Origin of the sequence: Variovorax sp. WS11, assembly GCF_010499245.1 — a bacterium.
GTDB lineage: Bacteria > Pseudomonadota > Gammaproteobacteria > Burkholderiales > Burkholderiaceae_C > Variovorax.
On sequence record NZ_JAAGOW010000002.1, the window covers coordinates 817,779 to 841,068 of the forward strand.

Here is a 23,290-nt window from a genome sequence, read left to right on the forward strand (position 1 = left end):
CGCTCCGTGACCGACGCGCAACAGAAAGTCCGGCACGCGCAGCAGGTCGATGAGCTCTGCGCAGGCCTGGTGCGCGCCTTCAGCGGCGAGGGCGATCTGCATTTCCGCGGCCGTCGCCTGCACCGCGGCCGCCAGCCCCTGCCCTGGTACGCGCCGCACCTGCATCCCTCGCCGGAGAGCGATGACTTCGCCTCCTTCCGCGGCGCGGCCGACGGGCTTGCGCTGCGCCTGCGCGCATCGGACGCCGCCCTGCACGAGCGCCTGCGCCCCGAGGAGCCGGTCGAGCGCATGCTGTTCGAGATGCTGGAGCAGTTCCGCGTGGAGTCGCTCGCGCCCGAGGCCATGCCGGGCATGCAGCGCAACCTGCGGCATCGCCATGAACAGTGGTCCCTCTCCTTCCACCATTCCGGCCTGACCGATACCGCGCGCGGGCTGCTGCTCTATGCCGTTGCGCAGATCTGCCGCGCGCGCGTGACCGGCCAGCAGGTGGTGGAAGAGACCGAGGACATGCTGGAAGCCACGCGCTTCGCGCTCTCGCCGCTGATCGGCCATGCGCTCGCAGGCCTGCGCCGCGAGCGTGCGGACCAGGCCGCCTATGCCGTGCATGCGCGCGCCATCGCAGGCACCGTCGCTGCGATGCTGCATGCCGCCGGCGAGGGGGAGGAAGGCCAGGACGACTCCGATGCCGAGCCGGACGACAAGCGCAGCGTCTTCAGCCTCGTCGCCGACATGGACCGCGAAATCGTCGAGCGCTTCGCCACCGCCGACTCGGGCCGCAGCGCGCTGCTGGAGGGCGAAGGCGTTGTCTACCGCGTCTTCACCACTGCCTACGACCGCGAGCACGAGGCCGCATCGCTGGTGCGCCGGGAGCTGCTGGCCGAGCTGCGCGAGACGCTGGACCGGCGCGTCGCCGCGCAGGGCATCAACATCGCCCGGCTCGCGCGCGAGCTGCGCGCCCTGCTGGCCGAGCCGCAGCGCGAAGGCTGGGACGGCGCGCAGGAGGAAGGCCACATCGACGGCCGCCGCCTGGCCCAGCTGGTCGCCTCCCCCACCGAACGGCGGCTGTTCCGCACGGAGCGCCTGGAGCCGGTGGCCGACTGCGTCGTGAGCCTTCTCATCGACTGCTCGGGCTCCATGAAGGCGCATGCCGAATCGGTGGCGATGCTGGCCGACGTGCTGGCGCGCGCGCTGGAGCAGACCGGCGTGGCCAGCGAGATCCTCGGCTTTACCACCGGCGCCTGGAACGGCGGGCGGGCGCAGCGCGACTGGCTGCGCGCCGGCCGGCCGGCGCACCCGGGCCGCCTCAACGAGCGCTGCCACATGGTCTTCAAGAGCGCCGAGACGCCCTGGCGCCGGGCGCGCCCGTCGATTGCCGCCCTGCTCAAGGCCGACCTGTTCCGCGAAGGCATCGACGGCGAAGCGGTGGACTGGGCCTGCGCGCGCCTCGAGGCACGCGCCGAGGAACGCAAGCTGCTGCTCGTGCTCTCCGACGGCTCGCCGATGGACAGCGCCACGAACCTCGCCAACGACGCCCACTACCTCGACCACCACCTGCAGGACGTGGTGGCGCGGCACGAGCAGGCCGGTCGCATCGGCATCGCGGGCATCGGCGTGGGGTTGGACCTGAGTCCGTACTACAGCCGCAGCCATGTGCTGGAGCTGGCGGGGTCGGCGGGGAATGCGGTGTTCGGCGAGGTGATCGGGCTGATGGCGGGACGCTACCGAGGCTGAGGCAGCGGCTCCTCTTGCTGTCGAATGCACATCCATCGTTGTGCATTCGACATCGATGCACATCCAAACCGACGCCGCCCCCTGCGGCGTGTGATCTTTCGCACGAAACGCGTTACCAAGGGTTGGCCGCGTATGCATTTGCTTACCAAAGTAGTAACCTGCATGTGATCTTTTCACATTGAAACGTGGCGCATGCGCCGCGAGGAGAACAGCGGATGCGGGTAGCGGGGCAGGAAAAGAAGAACGAGATTGACACGAGCCTGGCGGCCGATGCCGCCGACGCCTGCATGGTGGCGAGGATGCGGCTGGTGCTCTCCGTCTCCGCGCTCCTCGTGGTCTTCGTCGATCCGGCCAGCCTGCGAGGCGTTGGCGGGTCCACGTGGCTGCTCTTCTGCAGCTACGTCCTGCACAGCCTGGTGGTGTACGTCTACTCCGAGCTGGAGGCGCCGCTCTCCCAAAGCCGGGTGATCCACTGGCTGGACATCTGCTGGTATGCGCTGATCGTGCTGCTGACGGACGGCGTCCACAGCCCCTTCTTCCTGTTCTTTTTCTTTGCCATCCTCACCTCCTCCTTCCGCTGGGGTTTCGAGGAAGGTGCGCGCGTGACCCTGGCCTCGGTCGCTCTTTTCGCGGCCTGCGGCATGGGCTCCGCCACGGCGCAGGACCTGCCCCGCCTGCTGCTGCGGTCCACCTTCATCCTGGCGCTCGGTTACATGATCATTTACTGGGGCCGCTCCAAGGTAGAGCTCAAGCGCCGGCTGGCGCTGCTGCGCGCCGTCAGCCGGCTGTCGAATCCGCGCTTCGGGGTCGACCACACCGTCACTGGCATCCTGGAAAAGATCCAGCGCTTTTTCCTGCACAGCAACACCTGCCTGCTGGTCGTGCGGGACAAGGAATCCGGCGCCTGCTCGCTGCGCACCATCCGCCAAGGCGATGCGCATCGTTCGCCTCAGGCCGCGCGGATCGCGCCGGAACTGGCCGCGCTCCTGATGGCGCTCGCGCCCCATCGAGCGGTGATCTACCGGCGCTCACGCTGGCCCCGTCTGCCGGCCTTCGGCGGCGCGGCGACCTACGACGGCGAGAAGGGGCGGTGGACGAAAGAGACGCACCCGGCATGCGACGGCCTGGCGGAGCTGCTGGAAGCCGGCGCCTTCATCAGCGTGCCCGTCCACCTGCGCAAGAGCGACGGCCGGCTGTTCGTCCTCTCCCGATGCGGCGCGTTCCGCCGCCCCGATGCCCTGTTCCTGGGGCACGTGGTCGCCCAGGCCTTTCCGGTGGTCGAGAGCATCGAGCTGCTCGACCGCATGGCCTCGGACGCGGCATCGCAGGAGCGGCTGAAGATCGCGCTGGACCTTCACGACACCGCCATCCAGCCCTACATCGGATTGAAGATGGGCCTCAGCGCGCTGCGCAACAAGGCCAGCGCCGACAACCCGCTGGTCGAGGACCTCGACAAGCTGCAGGACATGGCCGCCCGGGTCATCGGCGACCTGCGCCGCTACGCGGGCGCGGTGCGCAACGGGCTGGACCGGTCGGAACAGGCGGTGCTGATGGTGCTGCGGCAACAGGCAGCGCAGGTGCGCGACTTCTACGGCATCGACATCGCGGTCTGCGTCGAGGGCGAGCTCAACGTGAACGACCGCATGGCGGCGGAGATCCTGCAGATCGTGCGCGAGGGCCTCAACAACATCTGCAAGCACACCCTCGCGCACTGCGGCGCCGTCAGGCTGGCCTGCGCCGACGGCCTGCTCAGGGTGGAGATCGAGAACGAGGCCGACGGCACGCTCGCGATGGAATTCCTGCCGCGCTCGATCTGCGAGCGCGCCAGCGCCCTGGGCGGCAACGCGAGTGTCCAGCGCAGCACGGGCGGCGCCACATCGGTGCACGTCGAAATACCCATGTAAGGAGGCGGAAGATGCAACCAGCGACAAAACCGATCGGCGTCATGGTGGTGGACGATCACCAGACCATGCTGTGGGGCCTGTCCAAGCTGATCGACGGCGAGAAGCCGCGCATGCAGGTGGTCGGCACGGCCAGGAACTGCGAGGAGGCCCTGGAGCAGGTCGGGCAGCTGACGCCCGACGTCATCCTTCTGGACCTCGACCTCGACGGCAAGAGCGCCCTCGACATCCTGCCGGGACTGCTGTCGAACTCCGCGTCACGCGCCCTGATCCTGACCGGTGAACGTGGGCAGAAGACCCTGGACATGGCGGTCCTGCAAGGCGCCCGCGGTGTCCTGCGCAAGGATGCCTCCGCCGAGCAGGTGCTGCGGGCGATCGAGCGGGTCCATCGCGGCGAGCTCTGCATGGACGCCGAGACGATGAGCCGGGTGTTCTCGGAATTCATGGCGACCCGGCAGAGCCCCCGGCACGACCCGGAAGCGGAGAAGCAGGCCAGTCTGACATGCAAGGAGCGCAAGATCATCGTCGCGGTCGTTCAGGGCAGCGGCGCGTCGAACAAGGCGCTGGCGAACCAGCTCTTCATCACGGAGCACACGCTGCGCAACCACCTGACGTCGATCTATCAGAAACTGGACGTCACGAACCGCCTCGAGCTCTATTGCTATGCAGTAAAGCACCAGCTCGACCAACTGCCCAGCTAAACCGCGCTCTGTCTAATACCAACTCGCGTTCAATAGATTAGATATCATGTCATTCCACGAACTTCAAGGAGTCGTGGATGAAGACATTGATCGTGGGTGATAGGCCGACTGTTGAGCGCCTGGCGGAGCGGCTCAAGCGAGCCGGCAGTCATGCGGAGTACCAGCGCATCCAGTGCGTGCTCATCCGTGCGACGCTGGGCAGTTCAGCCGCGCAGATCGCCGAGTTGCTGGGCTGGTCCACAGCGACGGTGCATGTCTTGCACTCGCGCTGGTCGAAGGAGGGAGATGCCATCTTCGAGCTGCGCGGGCGTGGCGGCAGGCATCACCAACACCTCAGCCCAGAGCAAGAGCAGCAACTTCTGGCGCCATTCGTCAAGCGTGCCGAGGCGGGCGGCATGCTGACGGTGGCGGAGATCCAGCAGGCCTACCAGGAACAACTGGGCAAGCAGGTGGCCCCCTCTACGGTCTACCGGCTTCTGGATCGCCACGGTTGGCGCAAGGTGGTGCCGCGCCCACGGCACCCCAAGGCAGACGTGGCGGCGCAGGCCGCCTTTAAAAAAACTGCGCCGCACGGTACGCCAAGAGGTCGAGCGCCAGGCTGAACGTGGGCGCCAAGTGCGCCTGATGTTCCAGGACGAAGGCCGATTCGGCTTGTTGGGCAGCCCTCGGCGCTGCTGGGCACCTCACGGCACACGCCCGGTGGTCGGTGCGCGACTGGAGCGCAAGTACATCTACGCCTTCAGCGCCGTCAGCCCGCACGACGGCGTGCTGGACAGCCTCGTGCTGCCCTGGGTCAGCGCCGAGACAATGTCGCTGTTCCTGAGCGAGGTCGCGCAGCGCCACGCCGCGGAATTCATCGTGATGGTCATGGATCAAGCAGGCTGGCACATCGCCGGTGATCTCGCCGTGCCGCAGAACATGCGCGTGATCTTCCTGCCCCCGTACAGCCCGGAGCTGAACCCCGCCGAGCACTTGTGGGAGTCGCTGCGCGAGGACTGCTTCGCCAACCACGTCTTCGCCAATCTGGACGCCGTCGAGAGCACCCTGACCAACGGACTCGTCGCCCTCGAATCCAATCCTACGCGAACCCATTCAATGACCGGGTTCAAATGGATAACTTCTATATCTTTGAACGCGAGTTAGTATAAGCCTGTCGACGAGGATCGTGCGGATGACCTGGATCGCCGCCGGGCCGAGGATGACCATGAGCATCGACGGGAAGATGCCCAGCGCCAACGGCGAGCATTCTGGCCGGCGCTTTGGCCGCCAGCATCTCCACACTGGCTTGCACTTGCGACGCAAGTCATCCGAGACGTGCTGCCGAACAAGTGCTCAAGGTGATCGCGACTGTCCATCCATCACACGCTGGAGCTAACCAGTCCTAACTCCGGGATCATGCGGCTCTCACGCAAGGAATGGAATAAACCTCTTTGACACTCGCGCCATGTACTCGCGGTACGCGGCAGACTGCATCAAGACCTTCTCCTCGTTGATCATCCGGATGAATTGAAAAATGTACAGCAGCGTCAGTATGGAAAGGTTCCAGATTGAGAAGACATTGAGCAGATAGCCAACATGGGTGACAAAGTACCCAAGGTAAATGGGATGCCGCACCAATCGATAGGGGCCGTTTGTCACGACACCTCGAAGCGCTGGCAACAGGCCAAAGTTGCGTCCGAGGCAGATCTTCGCGGCGACTTGGAGGCCCATCCCGCTCAAAATGAGCGCCTCTGAAAGCCATCTGGGCACCAGCACAGTGCCACCTTCCAGTTGAATGAACAAGAAGTAGAACGTGGCGGCAAAGGTCGATGTCATTGCAGAGAGTGAATAGACACGGGTGTCCGTTCTTCTGCTGAAGATGATGAGTCCTAACGCTAACGTTTCGGCAATGAGCAATGTCGTCAGGACAATATTTGGCGTCTGGAGCTGGGCCGATACGATGCGATATACAAATACAGAATAGCCCAGTGCCGCAGCAATCCGCAATAACGTGTCCAGTACTATGTCTCGCTTGGTCATGGTGTCAGCTTTCCCAGCTTCAGAGAATTCAACAATGATCACGACGCTCCCGCCTGGGTCGAAGTGAAGTGATGCATCTAGCAGTCATCTGCTCTGCAATGGCCGATTGCTTCAGTTCGTACCTGTCATCATTGGCATCATTGTCCTGATGACTTGGATCACCGCCGGGCCGATGATCACCGCAAGGATAGACGGAAAAATAAACAGGACGAGTGGAAAGAGCATCTTGGTCGGGATCTTCGCCGCCAACTCTTCGGCGCGTACTTGGCGCTTGTGCCGCAAGTCGTCGGAAAACACCCGCAGCGAGTCACCAATGCTGGTACCGAACCGGTCTGCTTGTGACAGCATCGTGGCAAACGTCGCAATCTCTTCGACACCAGTGCGCAGCGCGAGATTGCGCAGCGACTTGTCCCGTTCGCTTCCCGCTCGCATCTCCAGGTTTGTCCAGTGCAACTCCTGAGCCAGCGCTTCACTCTTGATGCGAATTTCCTCCGTCACTTTCGTGAGTGCTGCGTCAAGACCCAACCCCGCCTCGACGCAGACCAGCATCAGGTCTGCAGCGTCCGGAAAGTTCTCGAAGATCTCGCGCCTGCGGGCCTTCGAGCGCAAGCGGAGGTAAGCGTTGGGCAGATAGCACGCAATGAGCGCGGCCATCATGGGCCAGAAGACCAAATTCATTCCCTCGGCCTGCCTGGTCGCGCGAACGACGATGAACGCAACGCCCGCAAAAAGCACCGGCAACAAGCTCTTCAACCCAAAAAAAATCAGGCTCGCATCGCGGTGCCGGATTCCGGCATTGAGGAACTTGAGCCGCAGCGGGCTCGCTTCTTCTTCGCCCGTCGGCGAGGAAAGCTGCGCGAACGGCCCGACGAGCTTCACGACTGTCTCGGTCCATGAAGTGTCGAGCGCAGGGGCCAGCGCCTGCAGCCGCCGCTCGGCCTCCGAGGGCATCCACCACAAGTACAAGCCTGCAAGGCCGAGTGTGACGGCCAGGAAGACCAGCGCAGACATGATCATCATGAGACGCTCCTAGACTCGAATGCGAACAATGTGCCGGAGGATGAGCGCGCCGATCGCCATCATCACAAGCATGTACTTGATAATCGTGATGCCGATCGGGTCCGTCCACAGGCTGGACATGAACTTTGGATTGAGCAGATTCAGCCCACCGGCGAGCGCGAACGGCAGCAGCCCGATGATCCAACCAGAGAGCCGTCCATCGGCCGAGAGCACGCGTACCTTGGCGTGCAACTTGAGGCGCTCTCGAATGAGACGGCTCAGATTGCCGAGTACCTCGGTCAAGTTGCCACCTGAATCGCGTTGAATCAGTACCGCAACAACAAAGTAGCGCAGATCCGTGATGGGAATGCGTTCGCTCAGGTTCGCCAAGGCCTGCGTCAGAGAAACACCGAAATTGACTTCGTCGTGCACGGTGCGAAACTCCGCCGCGATCGGATCGACCATTTCTTCGCCGATCATTTGCAGGCCCGAAGAGAAGGCATGCCCGGAGCGCAGCGCGCGTGTCAGCAGGTCAAGCGCATCCGGCAACTGCACCTCGAGGCGCCGCAAGCGGCGTGAGCGGCAGTGGCTTACATACGCAAGGGGTATCAAGGCAAACGCCACACCCGCCACCAGTCCGAACGCTTCAGGCTGATGCACCACTTTCACGACAACTGCAAACCCGATCACGCTCAGCGAGGCACAGCCGAGGAGCAGCTTTGAGACTGTCCACTCGAGGCCTGACTGCAGGATCAACCGGTCCAGCTCCCGCGCGCGGGGCACCCGCAGCAGCCAGCGCTGCAGCGCCGGCACCTCGCTGAGCATGCGCTCCTTGAGGAGCTTCGCCTGCTGCGTCGTGTCGCGCGAACCCGACAGGGCCCGTAGGCGCTTTTCGAGCTGCCGGGCCTCAGGGCCCTTATAAGACTTCCACATCAGATACAGGCCTTCGAGCAGCAGCAGCACCGCGACGAAGACCAGCACAGCGATCATGATGAACGAATTGCCTGTGATGGACTGTTGCATGGCCTGGCCTCACTGGTACTGCTTGGTCGGATCGAACAGCGCATCGGGCAACGCCACGCCGAAGGAGCGCAGCCGCTCGGTGAATTTCGGCCGCACGCCGGTCGCATGGAAATAACCTTCCACTTGGCCCTCTGCGCCGACACCGGTCTGACGGTAGGCGAAGATTTCCTGCATGCTGATGATCTCGCCCTCCATCCCGGTGATCTCCTGGATGCTCGTGATCTTGCGCTTGCCGTCCGTCATGCGCAGCGCCTGGACGACCACGGTGATGGCCGAGGCGATCTGCTGGCGAGCGGCCTTGTGCGGCAGGTTGAGGTTTGCCATGCCGATCATGTTCTCGAGCCGCGAGAGAGCGTCCCGCGGCGTATTCGCATGGATGGTTGTCAGCGAGCCTTCGTGGCCGGTGTTCATGGCCTGCAGCATGTCGACCGCCTCGGCGCCGCGCACCTCGCCGATCACGATGCGATCGGGCCGCATGCGCAGCGCGTTGCGAACCAGGGCGCGCTGCGTGATCTCCCCCTTGCCCTCGATGTTCATCGGGCGTGTTTCCATGCGCACCACATGCGGCTGCTGCATCTGCAGCTCGGCCGCGTCCTCGATCGTTACGACCCGTTCCGATTCCGGGATGTAGCCCGAGAGGATGTTCAGCAATGTCGTCTTGCCGGCGCCGGTGCCGCCCGAAATGATCATGTTGACCTTGGCCTTGCTCAGCCCTTCGAGCATCGAGGCCATCGCTGGTGTGAGACTCTTGAGGTCCTGCACCAAGTTGCTCATCTTGAGCGGCTTGTGGGCGAAGCGGCGAATCGACATCATTGGCCCATCGAGTGCCACGGGCGGGATCACTGCGTTCACGCGCGAGCCGTCGGGGAGTCGCGCATCCACCATGGGGCTCGATTCATCGATGCGTCGCCCCACGAAAGACACGATCTTGTCGATGATCCGCAGCAGGTGCTTCTCGTCGGTGAAGGTGATCGGGGTCAGCTCCAGCCGCCCGAGGCGTTCGACATAGATCTGGTCGAATCTGTTCACGAGGATATCGGACACCGTCGGATCGACCATCAGCAATTCGATCGGCCCGAAGCCGAGCATCTCATGCTGGATATCGCGGATCAGCGTACGCCGCTCGGCCTCGTTGACGGCGGCCTGATCTTCCTGCAGCAGGCGACCGACCATCGTCGCGATCTCCTGGCGCAGCGCGTCGGGCGCCAGAGTATCGAGCGAGGCAAGGTCGAACTTCTCCAGCAGCTTCAGGTGCAGGCGGCCCTTGAGAATCTTGTAGGCATCCGAGGTTCCGGCCAGGCCGGGATCGGCAGCGAGATGCAATGCGGAGCTTGCGGCTGCCTCGGCTGCGACCACGTTGAGTTTTTCGCGCAAGGACATGGTGTGCTTTCGAGGTCAGGCCCGGCCGAACAGCCGGTGGAAGAAGCTGGGGCTCTCCTCGTCCCGAGGCGCCAGTGCCGACGCCATCTCGGCGAGGCTTTTCACGATTGGGTTCGCGCGGGATATCTGCGCGAGTGGAGCGCCGCGATTGATCGCGGCGGCGACCTCCTTCGGTGAGTCCGGAATCGTGCGCTGCGCGATGCCGCCGAGCGACCGCCGCACCTCTTTCGAGCCGATCTCGCTGCTCTTCTCGAAGCGATTGACGATCAATTCGATCTTGTCCGGCGCGTAGCCGAGGGACTTGAAGACACCGAGCAGCTTGGCCGCATTTCGCAGGTCCGGCAGGCCGGCCTGCAGCACCGGGTAGATGCGGTGTGCGCGGTCGAGCGCGCGGATCGACAGCGTGTCGAGCGTCCGCGCCATGTCGAGCAGCACGAAGTCGTACTGCAGAACGGCGAGGTTCAGGATCGCATCGATGTGCTCCGGCTTCACTTCCATGGCATTCGACGGATCCTCGGGTGCCGCAAGCAGGCGGAAGTTGGGTGTGATTGCGACGGCGCTGGCTGCGAGGAACGAGGCATCGAGGCGGCCGATGTCGCGTGCGACGTCCGCGAGTGTGGAGTTCGGCTTCTCGTCACTCACGAAGGCCAGCGCATCGCCGAACTGCAAGTTCAGGTCGATAAGCAGCACCGAGCTGTGCTCGCTCAGCTGAAAGGCCAGGTTGGTCGCCAGGAAAGTCGCGCCGCTGCCGCCCTTGCACGGCACGAGGGCGAGAACTTTGCCGGTCGACTGCCCCTGCGCACCCGCGAGCTTGGCAGCCACGCGATCGATCGCGGCTTCGAGAGCGCTTGCTGTCGCAGGCGACGGGAGCACCTCACGCACACCCGCGCGCATCGAATTGAGCAGGAACTCGGGCGTGTGGCTCGCACAAAGCAGCACGACCGCGGTACGCGGGTGGTGCGTCGTGACGTGCTCGACCATCGTCAGTTCATTCGGATCGCAGCACATGCCGTCGACCAGCAAAAGGTCGGGCTGCTCCTGCTCCGCGACGGTCCGCATCCGGCTCTTGCCGCCGTCGAACAGCAACACGGTGTGCGCGCGGGCCCGGAGCACGCGGTCCATCTCGTCTAGATGGGTCCGATTGGGCGAGATGATGGCAATTTTCATGTTGATCTTTGTTGATTCAGGAGCAGACGGCCGCACTGCCTGGATCCTGGCCCATGATCTCGCGCGGCAAATAGGTGGAGAAGCCTGGCATCGGGATCGGTGCCCTCGCAGCCGCAGCTCCGGCGATCGGCGACACCCATTGATAGTCGAGGTTCACGATGCGGACGTTCACCGCGCTGCAGCTTGCGGAGGTGCAAGCGGCACTGACATTGCCGGCGGCGTCGTACCAGTCGACAACGACATTGGCGGCCGTCAATTGCGGAAGGAAGGTCTGCATTTTTGAAAGCACCACGCCCGCGCCGCGGTCGCAAACCACGGCAACTCGCGCGCCCCAGCGGGTGGCTTCATTGGCGGCGTTCCATGTCCAGAGCATGCGGGAGAAGTCGATGATTCCAAGCACGAAGGTCAGGTAGATCAAGAGGACCAGCGCAAACTCAACGATCGTGGCGCCCTCTTGCTTTTTGCGTGTCTTCATAGCGGTGCCCGCATCGTGGCGGTGATGTCGGCAAAGTTGATTTCTCCAATGGTCAAGCCGAACGCGCTCACGACCAGTGGCACGAACTTGTAGCAAGGCGGCGCCGAAGTGCCACAACCCGCAATGCGAACGGTGACGGTGTTGATCACGGGACTGGCGCCGGCCAATTGCCAGACGGGATCCTTCACCTGGTTCAGAGCGAGCCCGAAGGCGAGCGGGCTGCCGGTGTTCGTAAGGCTGCCGTAGACCACGAGATTCTTGGATTGGGCGATGCCGCTGCCCGGGTTCTGGACCGACAGATAGCGAGCGGCATCGCGCGCACCCTTGACCAGGGTGTTGTACTGGTACAGCGCGCGGCCAAATTCGGTCACGATGAAGGTCAGGATTAGCAGCAGGGGCAGCACGAGTGCGAACTCGATCAGTGCCACGCCTTTTTGTGCATTCTTCATTTCGTGTCCACTCCTACTGCACCAGGACCGGCACCAGAGGACCGCTGGCGCCACCCGCCAGTCCGCCACTGGTGCATGGGCTGCCGGGACTGCCGGCATTGCCGACGTATTCGAGGTAGACGGTGGTCTGAACACTGTCAATCGGGTGCAGCATCAACACGCACGCCCAGCCGTCAATCGGCCCCGACGAAGCCTCCATGACGGGCGCCATGACCAATCGGCGACTGCCACCGTAGGTGGCCAGGGCCCTCGGCCCCGCCGAGTAGGTTCCCATGTCGCCGTCCTTGTAGCCGCCCTTGATGTTTAGGCCCGTGATGGCGTCGCCGGCATTCACCGTGTCTACGGTGTTTCCGTACGAACGATGGGTGGCGCGCTTGGCGAGGAAATCGGATGCCGCACCTGATCGGCTCGGCCAATTCGTGGCCGTGTATGAATAGCCCGTCAGATCCGGCGCCGCGTCTGTGATCTTCGGGCTGCCGGCGCCATTCTTGTAGAGGCCGAAGCGGGAATTCCACTCGAGTGCCGCGGAGAATTTCGCACCTGTGGTGCTGAGGCCGGCGTCCGTCCTGATGCAAGAGCCGTTACCCAGAAGTTGGTCCTTGATCGCCTGGGCACTGGAACTGACGCCCGGATTGAGATTGACCCATCCGAAATGACCTGGTTCGACAGTCGCGCTGTTGCTCTTTTCGTCGTAGAGGGTGGAGATCCACTCGCCCGGCGTGAGGCCGAAGTTTGTCTTGTCGCTGGCGTCCCTTGGCCTGAGCCGAACTGGAATGGCGCAGGCACTCTGGGCTGAACTTCGTGTAGCGACGCCGACGGCGAAGGCACCCCGGGTCGCTCCGTAGGTCGAGTCTCCACTGAACGCGGTCAGTGCCCCCAACAACCAGGGCTCGACACCGGCTCGGGTATGGGTGCATTTGGCGTACTTGGCATTGGCGATGGGTGCAAACGTCTTGCTGTACGTTCCGTTCAGGGAATCGCTGAACGTCACTTCCGCGTCTGCCACCGCAGCGGTCTCGCCTTGGAAGTTGATCTTGTTGAGATTGCCTGCGACCAAGCCCGCGTTGGTCGCGCGCGTCAGTGCGTCCGATGCGCCGTCGAGTTCCTGTACCGCGGCCAGTGCGCAACTGTCAATCGAGGTCTGCAGTTCGGTCTTCAGGATGAAAAGACGGCCGAAGTCCAGAGCAAGTCCCATGAACCCGAGCAAGAAGAGAAGCAGGAGTGCCGTGGTGATGATCACCGCGCCACCTTGGCGGGATCTCATCGGAATGCGCGTGGACAACATGGCCGTATCCTTCGATGCAAAGTGAAGGCGACGTCGATTGCTATGGGGTGGTCGACATCGCCCTCTGTTACTTCAGCCGCCTGCCGGGGGGCATGTTCCGGTAGTGAGGCAAGTGCCGACGTTAGCAAGCCATGTGGTGAAAGCGCCTCCGTTTGCAAGGAGGCCGGTTTGAACCAGCAGAATGAGGCCGAGCGAAACTACCGCGACGATGAGCGCGTATTCGATGATTTGTGCGCCGTCTTCTTCAATCGCCAAACCGCGGAAAAAATTGCCAATGGATTTCATACATTCACCTATAAAAACAGTTAATCAAATGGTAATAGAAGGTTGTTTCCGACTTCTGTCCTCGATAATCAGACTCCTTTCGGTAGATGTTTGATGAATCAACGAACTCGGTGGCTAGCGGCCTCCGCCGATGGCACCGCCAATGTTGATAACGTTCACCGCGGGCGGCGGCTCCTTGAAGCTGTCCTGGTAGCGGATGACCGTCTGGCGGCCGGCCCGCCCGTCCATCCCGACCGCCATGTCGGAGTTCTTCTTCCCGGCATCCGGATCGATGGTCATCTTTCGCTTCGCATCGCGCACCGAGTCGCCGAAGCGCGCGTCGTAGTTCGGGGTCGTGGTCTGGCAACCAGCCGTCAGCACGACAAGCAGAATGGCGAGGGCCTGCGTCTTCATGATTTGCACTCCTTATTGCTGTGACAGGGGGGGCGGCGCATCGGCCGGCGGCGTCGCACTCTCGAGCGCGCCGTTGAAATAGACCTCGGCCCGACTCGGCACTACGTGGTTGTCCGTCGGCAGACGCGGCGATTCCGCTAGTGGCTTCACTAGCCGAGGCGTGATCACGAACAGTAGTTCCGTTTGGTCGTTCTGGAATTCGGTGCTTCGAGCCAGCGCGCCCACCACCGGCACTTCACCGAGCCCCGGAAAGCGCTTGATCGTTTCGGTGACGTTGTTCTTGATCAGTCCGGCGATGACGAAGCTCTGTCCGTCATTGAGCTGCACCGTGGTGTCGGCCCGGCGCACGGTGAGCGATGGCAGGACCGAGGTCACACCAGAGACAGTCGTGAAAGGTGAGCCCGTCTGCGACAGATCCGAAACCTCGGACACCATCTTCAAATTGACTCGGCCGCCGTTCAGCACCGTGGGCGTGAATTTCACCCCGATGCCGAACTCTTTTTCTTCTAGCGTGATGGTGGGGAAGCCGCCGATCTGGGTTTGAGACACAGGGATGAAGATCTTGCCGCCCGACAAGAAGCTGGCCTGCTGCCCGCTGATAGCCATGATGTTGGGCTCGGCCAGGACACGCACCAGGCCATCGTCTTTCTGGCCGTCGATCGAGATTGCCGTCTTGCCGACCCGGAGCGCTTCTGCGAATGCGCCACCGCCGCTGAGGAAGCTGGAGATCAGCGTATAGGTATTGGCGCCGCCATTGGTGAATCTGCGCGCGGCGATGCTCGACCCGAGTTTGTCAAGCAAGGTCTTGCTGACTTCGGCGATCTTGACTTCGAGCATGACCTGCTGCGGCGATGTGATACGCAGCAGGTTCACCACCTTCTTGCCGTCGCCGTAGGAGGTGGCCAGGCTCATCACGTCGTCGAGCTTCAGCGCGTCACTGATCTCGCCCGTGAGCACGATGGCGCGTTCGGCGCCCCGAACCTTGATTCGGTTTTCCTCGGGCATCAGTTCGGTCAGCTTCGCTTGCAGCGCGCCCGAATCGACCGTGACGATAAAGTCCTTGATGAAGCAGGCGCCCTGCGCGTTCTGCAGGATCACGTTCATGGATCCCGCGACCTTGCCCCTGAAGAACAGGTCGGTCGGGCTGAGCAGCATGACTTCCATGTCAGCCACGCCGTCATTCGCGTTCGCATGGGCTGCCGGTGCCGCATGCGCGGGCGCCGGTGCCGCCCCAGGCGCAGCCGCGGCTGGCGGCGCAGGGGCGCGCCCGGGCGGCTGCCCGCTCACCACGATGCGGGCGACCCGTACATCGAGCGGTATGACCGTGGACTTGCCGAGCGTCACGTAGGTCGGCCGTTCGTCCTGGACCACGGATGTGCAACGCTTGGTGCCGGAGCTCGCAGGACTGGCGGTGCTTGCAGCAGCTGCAGGAGCCGGGCCGGCGACTGCCGCCGCGACTACAGGATTGTCGGCCGCGATAGACGGCCCCGCCAACGCCAGCGCGATGAGCAGCGCCAGGGACTTGTGTTTGTGATGCACTTGAATTCTCCTCGTTGACGTGGCGTCAGAAGCAATTGAGGGCTCGGCCGGAGCTCTGGATGACTTCCACGCATTCCAGAGCTGGCGCTGTCATGGGCTTGCTGATGAAGGATCTCGGCTTGGCAGCGGCAAGGGCAGCGGGCGCAAGCGACACGGGCACGATCTCCTTCTCGCCGAAGAGCTGGCTCTTGGTGATCCCGGCGGTGACGACCTTTGCCTTGTCCACCTGATTTCGCAGCACCAGTGACAGGGTGCCGACGCTGCGGGCGAGGTCGAGCTTCTCGGAGTCCTCGAGCGACAGCTCGAGCGTCACGGCGCTGACAACCTTGGGCTTGGTGTCGTCGCGACCGGCCTCCTGTGCGACGGCCAGCACCAGCACGTGCTCGAGCACGGTCTTGCTGATCTGCTTTCCTTCTTCGCCCTTGGCCTTGTCCTGCTGGGCGTTCACCATGACATCGACGTAGTTGCCAGGCAGCGCGAAGCCGGCGACGCCGACGACGTCATTGACGCGCACCGTCATGGCCCGCTTGCCGTCCGCTATGACGGCCGAGAGACCGCCAAGCGTGCCCTTGGGCGCGAGCTTGCCTTCGAGCACCGCCTCGCCGCGCAGCACACCGACCTTGGCCACGCGGTCCTGCAGCTCCTGCACGTCCGAGAAAGTGCCGGGCGGAAGAGAGCCGCTCGGCCAATCGATAGCGCCCAGCATCTGCGCGTTGATGCGGCTGCCGAGTTCGATGTCGACGTTGGCGACCACCACCTTGTTGGATGCAATGCTGCCCTGGCTGGCAATCCAACCAGCCGCATAGACCGCGGCCGCGACGCCGAGCAGCACAGCTAGGATCATCAGACCGATTGCTTTGATGTTTCTCATGAGATGCCTCGCTAAAGAGATGACTCGGGTGTTGGTCTACGCGTAGCCCAGTTGCCGGCCCAACACATAGCCGATGGTTCCGACGCTGATGCACACGCCGTAGGGGAGCTTTCCGATGGACGGGGCGGCGTGCGCCCGGGTGGCGGGCCTGACGCCGACGAAGGCGGAGGTAGCCAGGCCGTAGATCACGTCCACGGCATTGCGCAGCAAACGGCTGACGTGGCCCTTGAGGAGCGCGAATCCGATTGCGCCCACGCCGCCGGCGACAAAGGCGAAGAGCACCGCTTGCAAGGTTTCGTCTACGCCCAGGAATGCACCGACCATCGCCATCAGCTTCACGTCCCCTGCCCCCATCGCATGCAGCATGTAGAGCGGCAGCAGCAGCAGGAATCCGAGAAACAGCCCCCCCGATGCCATCAGAAGGGCCGAGCCAGGCGACACGGCAATGACGGTCTTGTAGACCAGCGCGAAGGTGGCGCCACCGAAGGTCAGCCAGTTGGGAATGCGGTAGGTGCGGTAGTCCGTGATCCCTGCAATGACCAACAGTACGATGAGGACCGCGGTGCGCGGGTCGAACACCAGCATGGCAAGGAGCTCGAGGAGCGCGTGAAATTCCTGCATGGCGACTTCTCTCTCTTCCGATCGGACTTCGGTTCAGGAGACCCGGCGACCGGGCCTCATGTGTATTTGTTCCAGGCCAAGAGCAGCAACATGCAGAAGACGAGCACCAGCGACCCGACCAGCGCGCATTCCATGAAGGAAGCGCCTGCCTCGCTTGTCAGCAGCTCGAGCCCTACGGACGACAGTGATTCGCCGATTCGCATGCATCTCTCCAAGCCATTCCTCGGCAGCCCACCCGCCGGTCCTGCCGGTTAATGTCTTGCCTTGGGAATGACTGTAGATATGCAAACAAAGGTCTACATGAGCATGGTGTCCTGACTTGTGCAGGACAGATAGCCCGCAGCGGCGGGGCTGCAAGGCATGACAAAAAGCCTACTTAAGTATTCAGCCTCGGGCCAACACGGCAGCGCACAGCCTCGGCGCGACCGGCCGGTCGGAATGACGAGAAGGCAAGAGATGGGAGATGGCACCCGTGGGCATCGGGTGCAGGCCCCGCCCGTGCGGAGCCGCCTCGGCGGCGAGTTCAGCGAATGCTGATGCCGTACGTACGCGAAGGATGCGACCCGGCGTGACAGGGGTCGGCTTCCTCAAGCGCGGCGAGCAAGGTGGTCGACTCCTTCACCCGCTCGCTCATGCGGTCGTTCAAGGGTTTCCAGCCGCGGTACATCAGCGCGACCACCAGCCAGCCGATGCCGATCATGCCCACAAGGGCTCCCAGGTAATGCCAGTGCGTCATGTCCATGTGCGATCCCTCTGGTTCGCTCTTGGGCCCGGACGTCACCGGACGAGCGCGCGAGTGTGCCGGCTCTGCACCAGCTCGCACTACGACTTTGGTCGAATGACGGGGTCTTTCGACCTACAAACCCGCCGATTTCGAGAAGCTTTTCACAGTGCTCTTCGCGCAAAGATCATGGCTGCCCCGGTTGACAGCACCGCAGCAGGCTCCTAAAGTTGTTCCATATGTACGAACGTTGTTCCAATATTTAGAACAACCAATTCAGGAACCCCATGGACTCCACGCTTGCCAAGGGCCTCGCCGCCATCGAATGGATGGTGCGCCAGCAACGCGACTGCCGCGTGACCGACCTGGCCCAGGCCTTCGGGATGGCGCGCAGCAATGCGCATCGCACGCTGCAGACGCTGGTGGAGTGCGGCTGGGCGGTGCAGGACCCGGCTACCAGCGCCTACCGTCCGAGCCTGCGCCTGTTCGAGCTCGGCTCCCTGGTGGCCGAGGTGGCGGACATCGGCGCGCTGCTGCGCCCGCACCTCGCGGCGCTGGCGCAGGCCACGGGCGAGACCATCCACCTGGCGGCCCTCGACGGCGCCGAGATCGTCTACCTCGACAAGTTCGACAGCCCGCTGCCGGTGGCCGCCTACTCGCGCGTGGGCGGCCGGGCGGCCGCCTACTGCGTGGCCTCGGGCAAGGCGCTGCTCGCCGCGGCGCAGCTCGATGTGGCCGCGCTGCGCGCGCGCCTGGGCACACTCGTGCCGCACACGCCCAACAGCATCACCGGCTTCGACGCTCTCCACGCCGAACTCGAGCGCACCCGCGCGCGCGGCTATGCCGAGAACCGCGAGGAATGGCGGCTCGGCGTCTGCGGGCTGGGCGCGCCGGTCTTCAACGCGCGAGGCGAAGCGGTCGCCGCACTGGGCATGAGCGTGCCCTCGATCCGCTTCGCGCGCACCCAGGCACGCGGCCTCGCCGAGCAGGTCATGACCTGCGCGCGCGACGCCAGCGCCACGCTGGGCTACCGGGTTGGCCCGGCGCCGATGACGACCACCCCCAAGAGAAGGAGACTGGAATGAATCGCTTCGCCCCCTGGCTGCGCACCGCCGTCCTGACGGCGGCCACGCTCGCCGCGCCCTTCGCCGCGCAGGCACAAGGCAGCAACAGCAGCAACGGCCCCGACTACCCCACCAAGCCCATCAAGCTGATCGTTCCCTACCCGCCCGGGGGCGGCACCGACGTGATCGCGCGCATCGTGCAGGAGCGCTTCCAGGCCCAGCTGGGCCAGCCGGTGGTGATCGACAACCGCGGCGGCGCGGCGGGCTCGATCGGCACCGAGCTCGCGGCCAAGTCGGCGGCGGACGGCTACACGGTGCTGTTCACGCTCTCCTCGCACACCATCAACCCGGCGATCTACGCCAAGCTGCCCTTCGACACGCAGAGGGACTTCGAGCCGGTCGCGATGGTGGCCTCGCTGCCGCAGATCCTGGTGGCCAACGCCAGCTTCCCGGTCAACAACGTGGCCGAACTGGTGGCGATGGCCAAGGCCAAGCCGGGATCGCTGTCCTATGCCACCGTGGGCAACGGGTCGCCCGGCCACCTGGCCGGCGAGCTGTTCAAGCTGCGCACCGGCACCGAGCTGACGCACGTGCCCTACCGCGGCGGCGGCCCGGCCGTGACCGACGTGATGGGCGGCCAGGTGCCGCTGCTGTGGGTGTCCATTCCCGCGGCGGCGCAGTTCGTCAAGTCCGGCAAGCTCAAGGCGCTCGCGGTCTCCACCACCAAGCGCAGCGCCGCCTTCCCCGACGTGCCGACCATGCAGGAGGCGGGCGTCGCCGACTTCGAGGTCGACTCGTGGTACGCGATGTTCGTGCCCACGAAGACGCCCAAGGCCGCCATCGAGAAGCTCAACCGCGTGGTCAACACCGTCGTGCGCGAGCCGGAAATCCGCGACAAGCTGCTGGCCCAGGGCAGCGAAGGCGTGGGCGGCACGCCGGCCGAGCTCGGCAAGGTGGTGTCCACCGAACTGGTTCGTTGGAACAAGCTGGCCAAGGAAGCCAACATCCGAGTGGACTGAGCGCCCCCACCTCTTCACATCTCACGCATATGGCAAACAACGCAATTCCCGAAGCCACCGGCCCCATCGCCGAACTCGTGGCCCGCGCGCGCGCGGCACAGCGCATCAGCGACGGCTGGTCGCAGGAACAGGTGGACATGGCGGTGACCGCGGCCGGCTGGGCCATCATCGAGCCGAAGCGCAACCGCGAACTGGCCGAGCTGGCGGTGGCCGACACGGGCGTCGGCAACGTGGAGGACAAGGTCAAGAAGAACCACCGCAAGACCTTCGGCCTGCTGCGCGACCTGCGCGGCTCACGCTCGGTGGGGGTGATCTCCGAAGACCCCGCGCGCGGCATCGTCGAGATCGCGCGGCCGGTGGGCGTGGTGTGCGCGGTCACGCCCTCGACCAACCCGGGCGCGACGCCGGCCAACAAGATCATCAACGCGCTCAAGGGGCGCAACGCGGTGATCGTCGCGCCCTCGCCCAAGGGCTGGTCGACTGCGGCGCGGCTGATCGAGTTCATCCATGCGCAGTTCGACCGCATCGGCGCGCCGCGCGACCTGGTGCAGCTGCTGCCCTCCCCCGTCACCAAGCAGGCCACCGCCGAGCTGATGCGGCTGTGCGACCTGGTGGTGGCGACCGGCTCGCAGGCCAATGTGCGCGCGGCCTATGCGAGCGGCACGCCGGCCTTCGGCGTGGGCGCGGGCAACGTGGCGGGCATCGTCGACGAGACGGCCGACGCGGCCGCCGCGGCCGAGCGCATCGTGCTGTCGAAGACTTTCGACAACGCGACCAGCTGCTCCTCCGAGAACAGCCTGGTGGTCGTCGATGCGATGCGCGCCCCTCTGATCGCGGCCCTCGAAGCACGCGGCGCCGTGATGCTCGACGCGGCGCAGAAGAAGGCGCTGCAGTCGCTGATGTGGCCCGAGGGCAAGCTCTCGGCCGCGGTGATCGGCAAATCGGCGCGCGAGATCGCCGAGCGCGCGGCGGCGCAGGATGCGGCCGGGCGTGCCGGCTGGCTGGCGATCGCCGAGCGCAACCCGCGCATCCTGATGGTGGCCGAGGCCGGCGTGGGCCACGAGCACCCCTACTCGGGCGAGAAGCTGAGCCCCGTGCTCGCCATCTATGCGGCGCGCGACTTCGACGAAGCTGCTTCCATCGTCGCGCGCATCTATGCCTACGAGGGCGCGGGCCACTCGGTGGGGCTGCACAGCGCCGTGCCGGAGCGCGCGATGCGCCTGGGCCTGACGCTGCCGGTGTCGCGCGTTATCGTCGACCAGGCGCACTGCATCGCCACCGGCGGCAGCTTCAACAACGGGCTGCCCTTCTCGCTCTCGATGGGCTGCGGCACCTGGGGCAAGAACAACTTCTCCGACAACATGAACTACCGGCACTACCTCAACATCACGCGCGTGTCGCGGCCGATCCCCGAGCGCGTGCCGAGCCAGGAGGAGATCTTCGGCGAGTTCTTTGCCAGGCACGGTGCCGCGTGACCGCGCAGACCGTCCATGCCCTGATCGAGGCGCAGGCCGCACAACGGCCGCAGGCGATCTATGCGTTGTCGACCGAGGGCGGTTCGCCCCTGCCCTATGACGAGCTGGCGCGTGGCTGCCGCAGCGTCGCGGCCGTGCTGCGACAACACGGCGCAAAGCGCGGCGACACCGTATCGCTGGTCATGCCCAACGGCCTGCAGACCTTGCGCGTGCTGCTGGGCGCCATGCATGCGGGCCTGTGCGTGAACCCGGTCAACCTGCTCTCGCAAGCCGAGCAGATGCGCTACGTGCTCGCGCATTCCGACTGCCGCCTGGTCTGCGTCGCGCCCGATTGGGAGGAGCGCGTGCGCGCGATGCTCCAGGGCATCGAGCGGCCGGTGTCGCTGATGGTGGTCGATCCTGACGCCTCGGCCTTGCCCGGCGAGGCCGAGGCGCCCACGATCGCGGACACGCCGCCTCCCGCGCCCGAGGACCCGGCCCTGCTGATGTACACCTCCGGCACCACCGGCATGCCCAAGGGCGTGATGCTGAGCCAGCGCAGCCTCGCGGCCAATGCGAACGCCATCAGCGCCGAGCACGGCCTGGGCCCTGCGGATCGCGTGCTCGCGGTGCTGCCGCTCTATCACATCAACGCCTTCGCCGTGATCATGCTGGCGCCGCTGGCGCACGGCGGCAGCCTGGCGATGCCGCCGAAGTTCTCGGCCGGCCGCTTCTGGGAACAGGCCGCGCAGGCGCAGTGCAGCTGGATCAACGTGGTGCCGACCATGATCTCCTACCTGCTCGAAGGCGAGATGCCGCCGCCGGCGCAGACCGCGGGCATCCGCTTCTGCCGCTCGGCCTCGGCCGCGCTGCCGCCCGAGCACCACCGCGCCTTCGAGCAGATGTTCGGCATCGGCATCGTCGAGACCATGGGCCTGACCGAGACCGCGGCGCCTTCCTTCTCCAACCCGATGGAGCCCGCGAAGCGCAAGCTGGGCTCGGTGGGCCGCGCCTCGGGCTGCGAGGCGCGGGTGATCGACACCCAGCTGGCCGAGGTGCCCGACGGCACCACCGGCGAGCTCGCGATCCGCGGACCGAACGTGATGCTCGGCTACTACAAGAACGAGGAAGCGACGCGTGCCAGCTTCACGCCCGATGGGTGGCTGCGCACCGGCGACCTCGGACACCGCGATGCCGACGGCTTCTTCTTCGTCACCGGGCGCATCAAGGAGCTGATCATCAAGGGCGGCGAGAACATCGCACCGCGCGAGATCGACGAGGCGCTGCTCGCGCATCCCGCGGTGCGCGACGCCGCCGCCGTGGGCGTGCCCGACCGCCACTACGGGCAGGAGATCGGCGTCTGCGTGATCCTGCGCGAAGGCAGCACCTGCACAGAGGAAGAGCTGCGCGCGTACTGCGCGGGCGCGCTCGGGCGCTACAAGGCGCCGGGGCACTATCGATTCGTGGAGGAGCTGCCGCGCGGGCCCTCGGGCAAGGTGCAGAGGCTCAAGCTTCTGCCGCTTTTTGAGTAGAAACGTATTTCAATGTATTCGGGGGGTTCGCGAATACATGTGAGTTCAAAAGTGCCATCAGGTCGAAACATCGCCGATACACGCGCACGCTGCAATAGCGACACCCGCTTCGAAACGCGGGACCGACGATCCACCGACCGATATCCAAGCCACTTGAAGGAACTGACATGAAGACCTCGAAGATCATTGCCGCCGCCGCTCTCTCGCTGCTCGCTGCCGCCGGCGCACAGGCCGAAACCTACGAGGGCGTGCATGCGCCGGTCTCGGCCAACGCCCGCGCCGACGTGCGCGCCCAGGCCGTGGTCGCGGCACGCAGCGACAACCCTTATGCGGAAGCCGTCTCGTCGCGCGTCGCGCCCATCCTGACTGCCTCAACCGACCGCGGCATCGTGCGCAACGAGGCTGTCGCCGCGGCGCACAGCGCCAACCCCTATGCCGAAGGCTACGGCCACGGCGTTACCCGGGTGATGGCCGGCACCATCGACCGTGCCACGATCCGCGCTCAGGCGCGCGCCACGGCCCGCGGCGATCAGTTGCCGCTGTAAGCGCAACCGCCCCGTCTGGTCACCGTGGAGCCTTGGGGCGCCGCGGGATCGCACGGCCTGCGCCGCCAGCGCGGCGCCTGCGGTTGTGACCGGTGGCGCCCGGGATCACGGAGCGC

At 64.9% G+C, this 23,290-nt stretch carries 24 protein-coding genes and 1 pseudogene; 10 read left to right on the forward strand and 15 right to left on the reverse strand.

Annotated features, from left to right (window positions below):
• Nucleotides 1-6: 6 nt before the first annotated feature.
• The 5 genes and pseudogenes from GXN78_RS24375 to GXN78_RS24395 all read left to right on the forward strand — a co-directional run.
• Nucleotides 7-1,731, forward strand: coding sequence for a cobalt chelatase (locus GXN78_RS24375; protein WP_106559957.1), 1,725 nt, complete (start codon nt 7-9; stop codon nt 1,729-1,731).
• Between the two features lie 215 nt (nt 1,732-1,946).
• The gene (locus GXN78_RS24380; protein ID WP_106559956.1) at nt 1,947-3,635 is read left to right on the forward strand and encodes a histidine kinase; all 1,689 of its coding nucleotides are present in this window, start codon (nt 1,947-1,949) and stop codon (nt 3,633-3,635) included.
• Between the two features lie 11 nt (nt 3,636-3,646).
• Entirely contained in the window at nt 3,647-4,333 is a 687-nt protein-coding gene (locus tag GXN78_RS24385) for a response regulator transcription factor (protein ID WP_106559955.1), read from the forward strand.
• 77 nt (nt 4,334-4,410) lie between these two features.
• Nucleotides 4,411-4,935, forward strand: a complete 525-nt coding sequence (locus tag GXN78_RS24390) for a winged helix-turn-helix domain-containing protein (RefSeq protein WP_146163252.1) — start codon at nt 4,411-4,413, stop codon at nt 4,933-4,935.
• Nucleotides 4,892-5,476 (forward strand): annotated as a pseudogene (locus GXN78_RS24395) (IS630 family transposase); the annotation flags it as partial. The gene GXN78_RS24390 and the pseudogene GXN78_RS24395, both read left to right, overlap by 44 nt.
• Nucleotides 5,477-5,737: 261 nt before the next feature.
• Here GXN78_RS24395 and GXN78_RS24400 read toward each other — a convergent pair.
• From GXN78_RS24400 to GXN78_RS24465, 15 genes are all read right to left on the reverse strand, one after another.
• Nucleotides 5,738-6,394, reverse strand: coding sequence for an isoprenylcysteine carboxylmethyltransferase family protein (locus tag GXN78_RS24400; protein ID WP_146163117.1), 657 nt, complete (start codon nt 6,392-6,394; stop codon nt 5,738-5,740).
• Nucleotides 6,395-6,463: 69 nt separating this feature from the next.
• A complete protein-coding gene (locus GXN78_RS24405; protein ID WP_106559037.1) occupies nt 6,464-7,372 on the reverse strand; it encodes a type II secretion system F family protein in 909 nt (302 codons plus the stop codon).
• Nucleotides 7,373-7,381: 9 nt separating this feature from the next.
• A complete protein-coding gene (locus GXN78_RS24410) occupies nt 7,382-8,374 on the reverse strand; it encodes a type II secretion system F family protein (RefSeq protein WP_106559038.1) in 993 nt (330 codons plus the stop codon).
• Nucleotides 8,375-8,383: 9 nt separating this feature from the next.
• Nucleotides 8,384-9,754 carry a CpaF family protein gene (locus tag GXN78_RS24415; RefSeq protein ID WP_106559039.1) on the reverse strand — a complete coding sequence of 457 codons (1,371 nt, stop codon included), beginning with the start codon at nt 9,752-9,754 and terminating at the stop codon, nt 8,384-8,386.
• A 15-nt stretch (nt 9,755-9,769) separates the two neighbouring features.
• A complete protein-coding gene (locus tag GXN78_RS24420; RefSeq protein WP_239142925.1) occupies nt 9,770-10,843 on the reverse strand; it encodes an AAA family ATPase in 1,074 nt (357 codons plus the stop codon).
• A gap of 94 nt (nt 10,844-10,937) precedes the next feature.
• A complete protein-coding gene (locus tag GXN78_RS24425) occupies nt 10,938-11,396 on the reverse strand; it encodes a TadE/TadG family type IV pilus assembly protein (protein WP_106559041.1) in 459 nt (152 codons plus the stop codon).
• Nucleotides 11,393-11,845: a TadE family protein gene (locus tag GXN78_RS24430; RefSeq protein ID WP_106559042.1), complete on the reverse strand. Its 453-nt coding sequence runs from the start codon at nt 11,843-11,845 to the stop codon at nt 11,393-11,395. Before GXN78_RS24430 ends, GXN78_RS24425 begins: the two co-directional genes overlap by 4 nt.
• 13 nt (nt 11,846-11,858) lie before the next feature.
• Entirely contained in the window at nt 11,859-13,130 is a 1,272-nt protein-coding gene (locus GXN78_RS24435; RefSeq protein WP_239142888.1) for a pilus assembly protein TadG-related protein, read from the reverse strand.
• A gap of 72 nt (nt 13,131-13,202) precedes the next feature.
• Nucleotides 13,203-13,415: a Flp family type IVb pilin gene (locus GXN78_RS24440; RefSeq protein WP_106559043.1), complete on the reverse strand. Its 213-nt coding sequence runs from the start codon at nt 13,413-13,415 to the stop codon at nt 13,203-13,205.
• A gap of 114 nt (nt 13,416-13,529) precedes the next feature.
• A complete protein-coding gene (locus tag GXN78_RS24445; protein ID WP_106559044.1) occupies nt 13,530-13,808 on the reverse strand; it encodes a hypothetical protein in 279 nt (92 codons plus the stop codon).
• A 12-nt stretch (nt 13,809-13,820) separates the two neighbouring features.
• The gene (locus GXN78_RS24450) at nt 13,821-15,347 is read right to left on the reverse strand and encodes a type II and III secretion system protein family protein (RefSeq protein ID WP_181360632.1); all 1,527 of its coding nucleotides are present in this window, start codon (nt 15,345-15,347) and stop codon (nt 13,821-13,823) included.
• A 25-nt stretch (nt 15,348-15,372) separates the two neighbouring features.
• Nucleotides 15,373-16,218, reverse strand: a complete 846-nt coding sequence (gene cpaB / locus GXN78_RS24455; RefSeq protein WP_106559046.1) for a Flp pilus assembly protein CpaB — start codon at nt 16,216-16,218, stop codon at nt 15,373-15,375.
• 36 nt (nt 16,219-16,254) lie between these two features.
• On the reverse strand, nt 16,255-16,839 hold the full coding sequence (locus GXN78_RS24460; RefSeq protein WP_106559047.1) for an A24 family peptidase: 585 nt from the start codon (nt 16,837-16,839) through the stop codon (nt 16,255-16,257).
• Nucleotides 16,840-16,895: 56 nt separating this feature from the next.
• Entirely contained in the window at nt 16,896-17,042 is a 147-nt protein-coding gene (locus GXN78_RS40900) for a hypothetical protein (protein ID WP_181360633.1), read from the reverse strand.
• A gap of 320 nt (nt 17,043-17,362) precedes the next feature.
• A complete protein-coding gene (locus tag GXN78_RS24465) occupies nt 17,363-17,581 on the reverse strand; it encodes a hypothetical protein (RefSeq protein WP_106559048.1) in 219 nt (72 codons plus the stop codon).
• 266 nt (nt 17,582-17,847) lie between these two features.
• On the opposite strand from GXN78_RS24465, the gene GXN78_RS24470 reads away from it, so the two are divergent.
• The 5 genes from GXN78_RS24470 to GXN78_RS24490 all read left to right on the forward strand — a co-directional run bounded on the left by GXN78_RS24470 (nt 17,848) and on the right by GXN78_RS24490 (nt 23,174).
• The gene (locus tag GXN78_RS24470) at nt 17,848-18,645 is read left to right on the forward strand and encodes an IclR family transcriptional regulator (RefSeq protein WP_106559049.1); all 798 of its coding nucleotides are present in this window, start codon (nt 17,848-17,850) and stop codon (nt 18,643-18,645) included.
• Nucleotides 18,642-19,643 carry a tripartite tricarboxylate transporter substrate binding protein gene (locus GXN78_RS24475; protein WP_106559050.1) on the forward strand — a complete coding sequence of 334 codons (1,002 nt, stop codon included), beginning with the start codon at nt 18,642-18,644 and terminating at the stop codon, nt 19,641-19,643. Before GXN78_RS24470 ends, GXN78_RS24475 begins: the two co-directional genes overlap by 4 nt.
• A gap of 29 nt (nt 19,644-19,672) precedes the next feature.
• Nucleotides 19,673-21,118, forward strand: coding sequence for an aldehyde dehydrogenase family protein (locus GXN78_RS24480; RefSeq protein ID WP_106559051.1), 1,446 nt, complete (start codon nt 19,673-19,675; stop codon nt 21,116-21,118).
• Nucleotides 21,115-22,629, forward strand: coding sequence for an AMP-binding protein (locus GXN78_RS24485; RefSeq protein ID WP_106559052.1), 1,515 nt, complete (start codon nt 21,115-21,117; stop codon nt 22,627-22,629). Before GXN78_RS24480 ends, GXN78_RS24485 begins: the two co-directional genes overlap by 4 nt.
• 167 nt (nt 22,630-22,796) lie before the next feature.
• Entirely contained in the window at nt 22,797-23,174 is a 378-nt protein-coding gene (locus tag GXN78_RS24490; protein ID WP_106559053.1) for a helicase SNF2, read from the forward strand.
• The last annotated feature ends 116 nt before the right edge of the window (nt 23,175-23,290 follow it).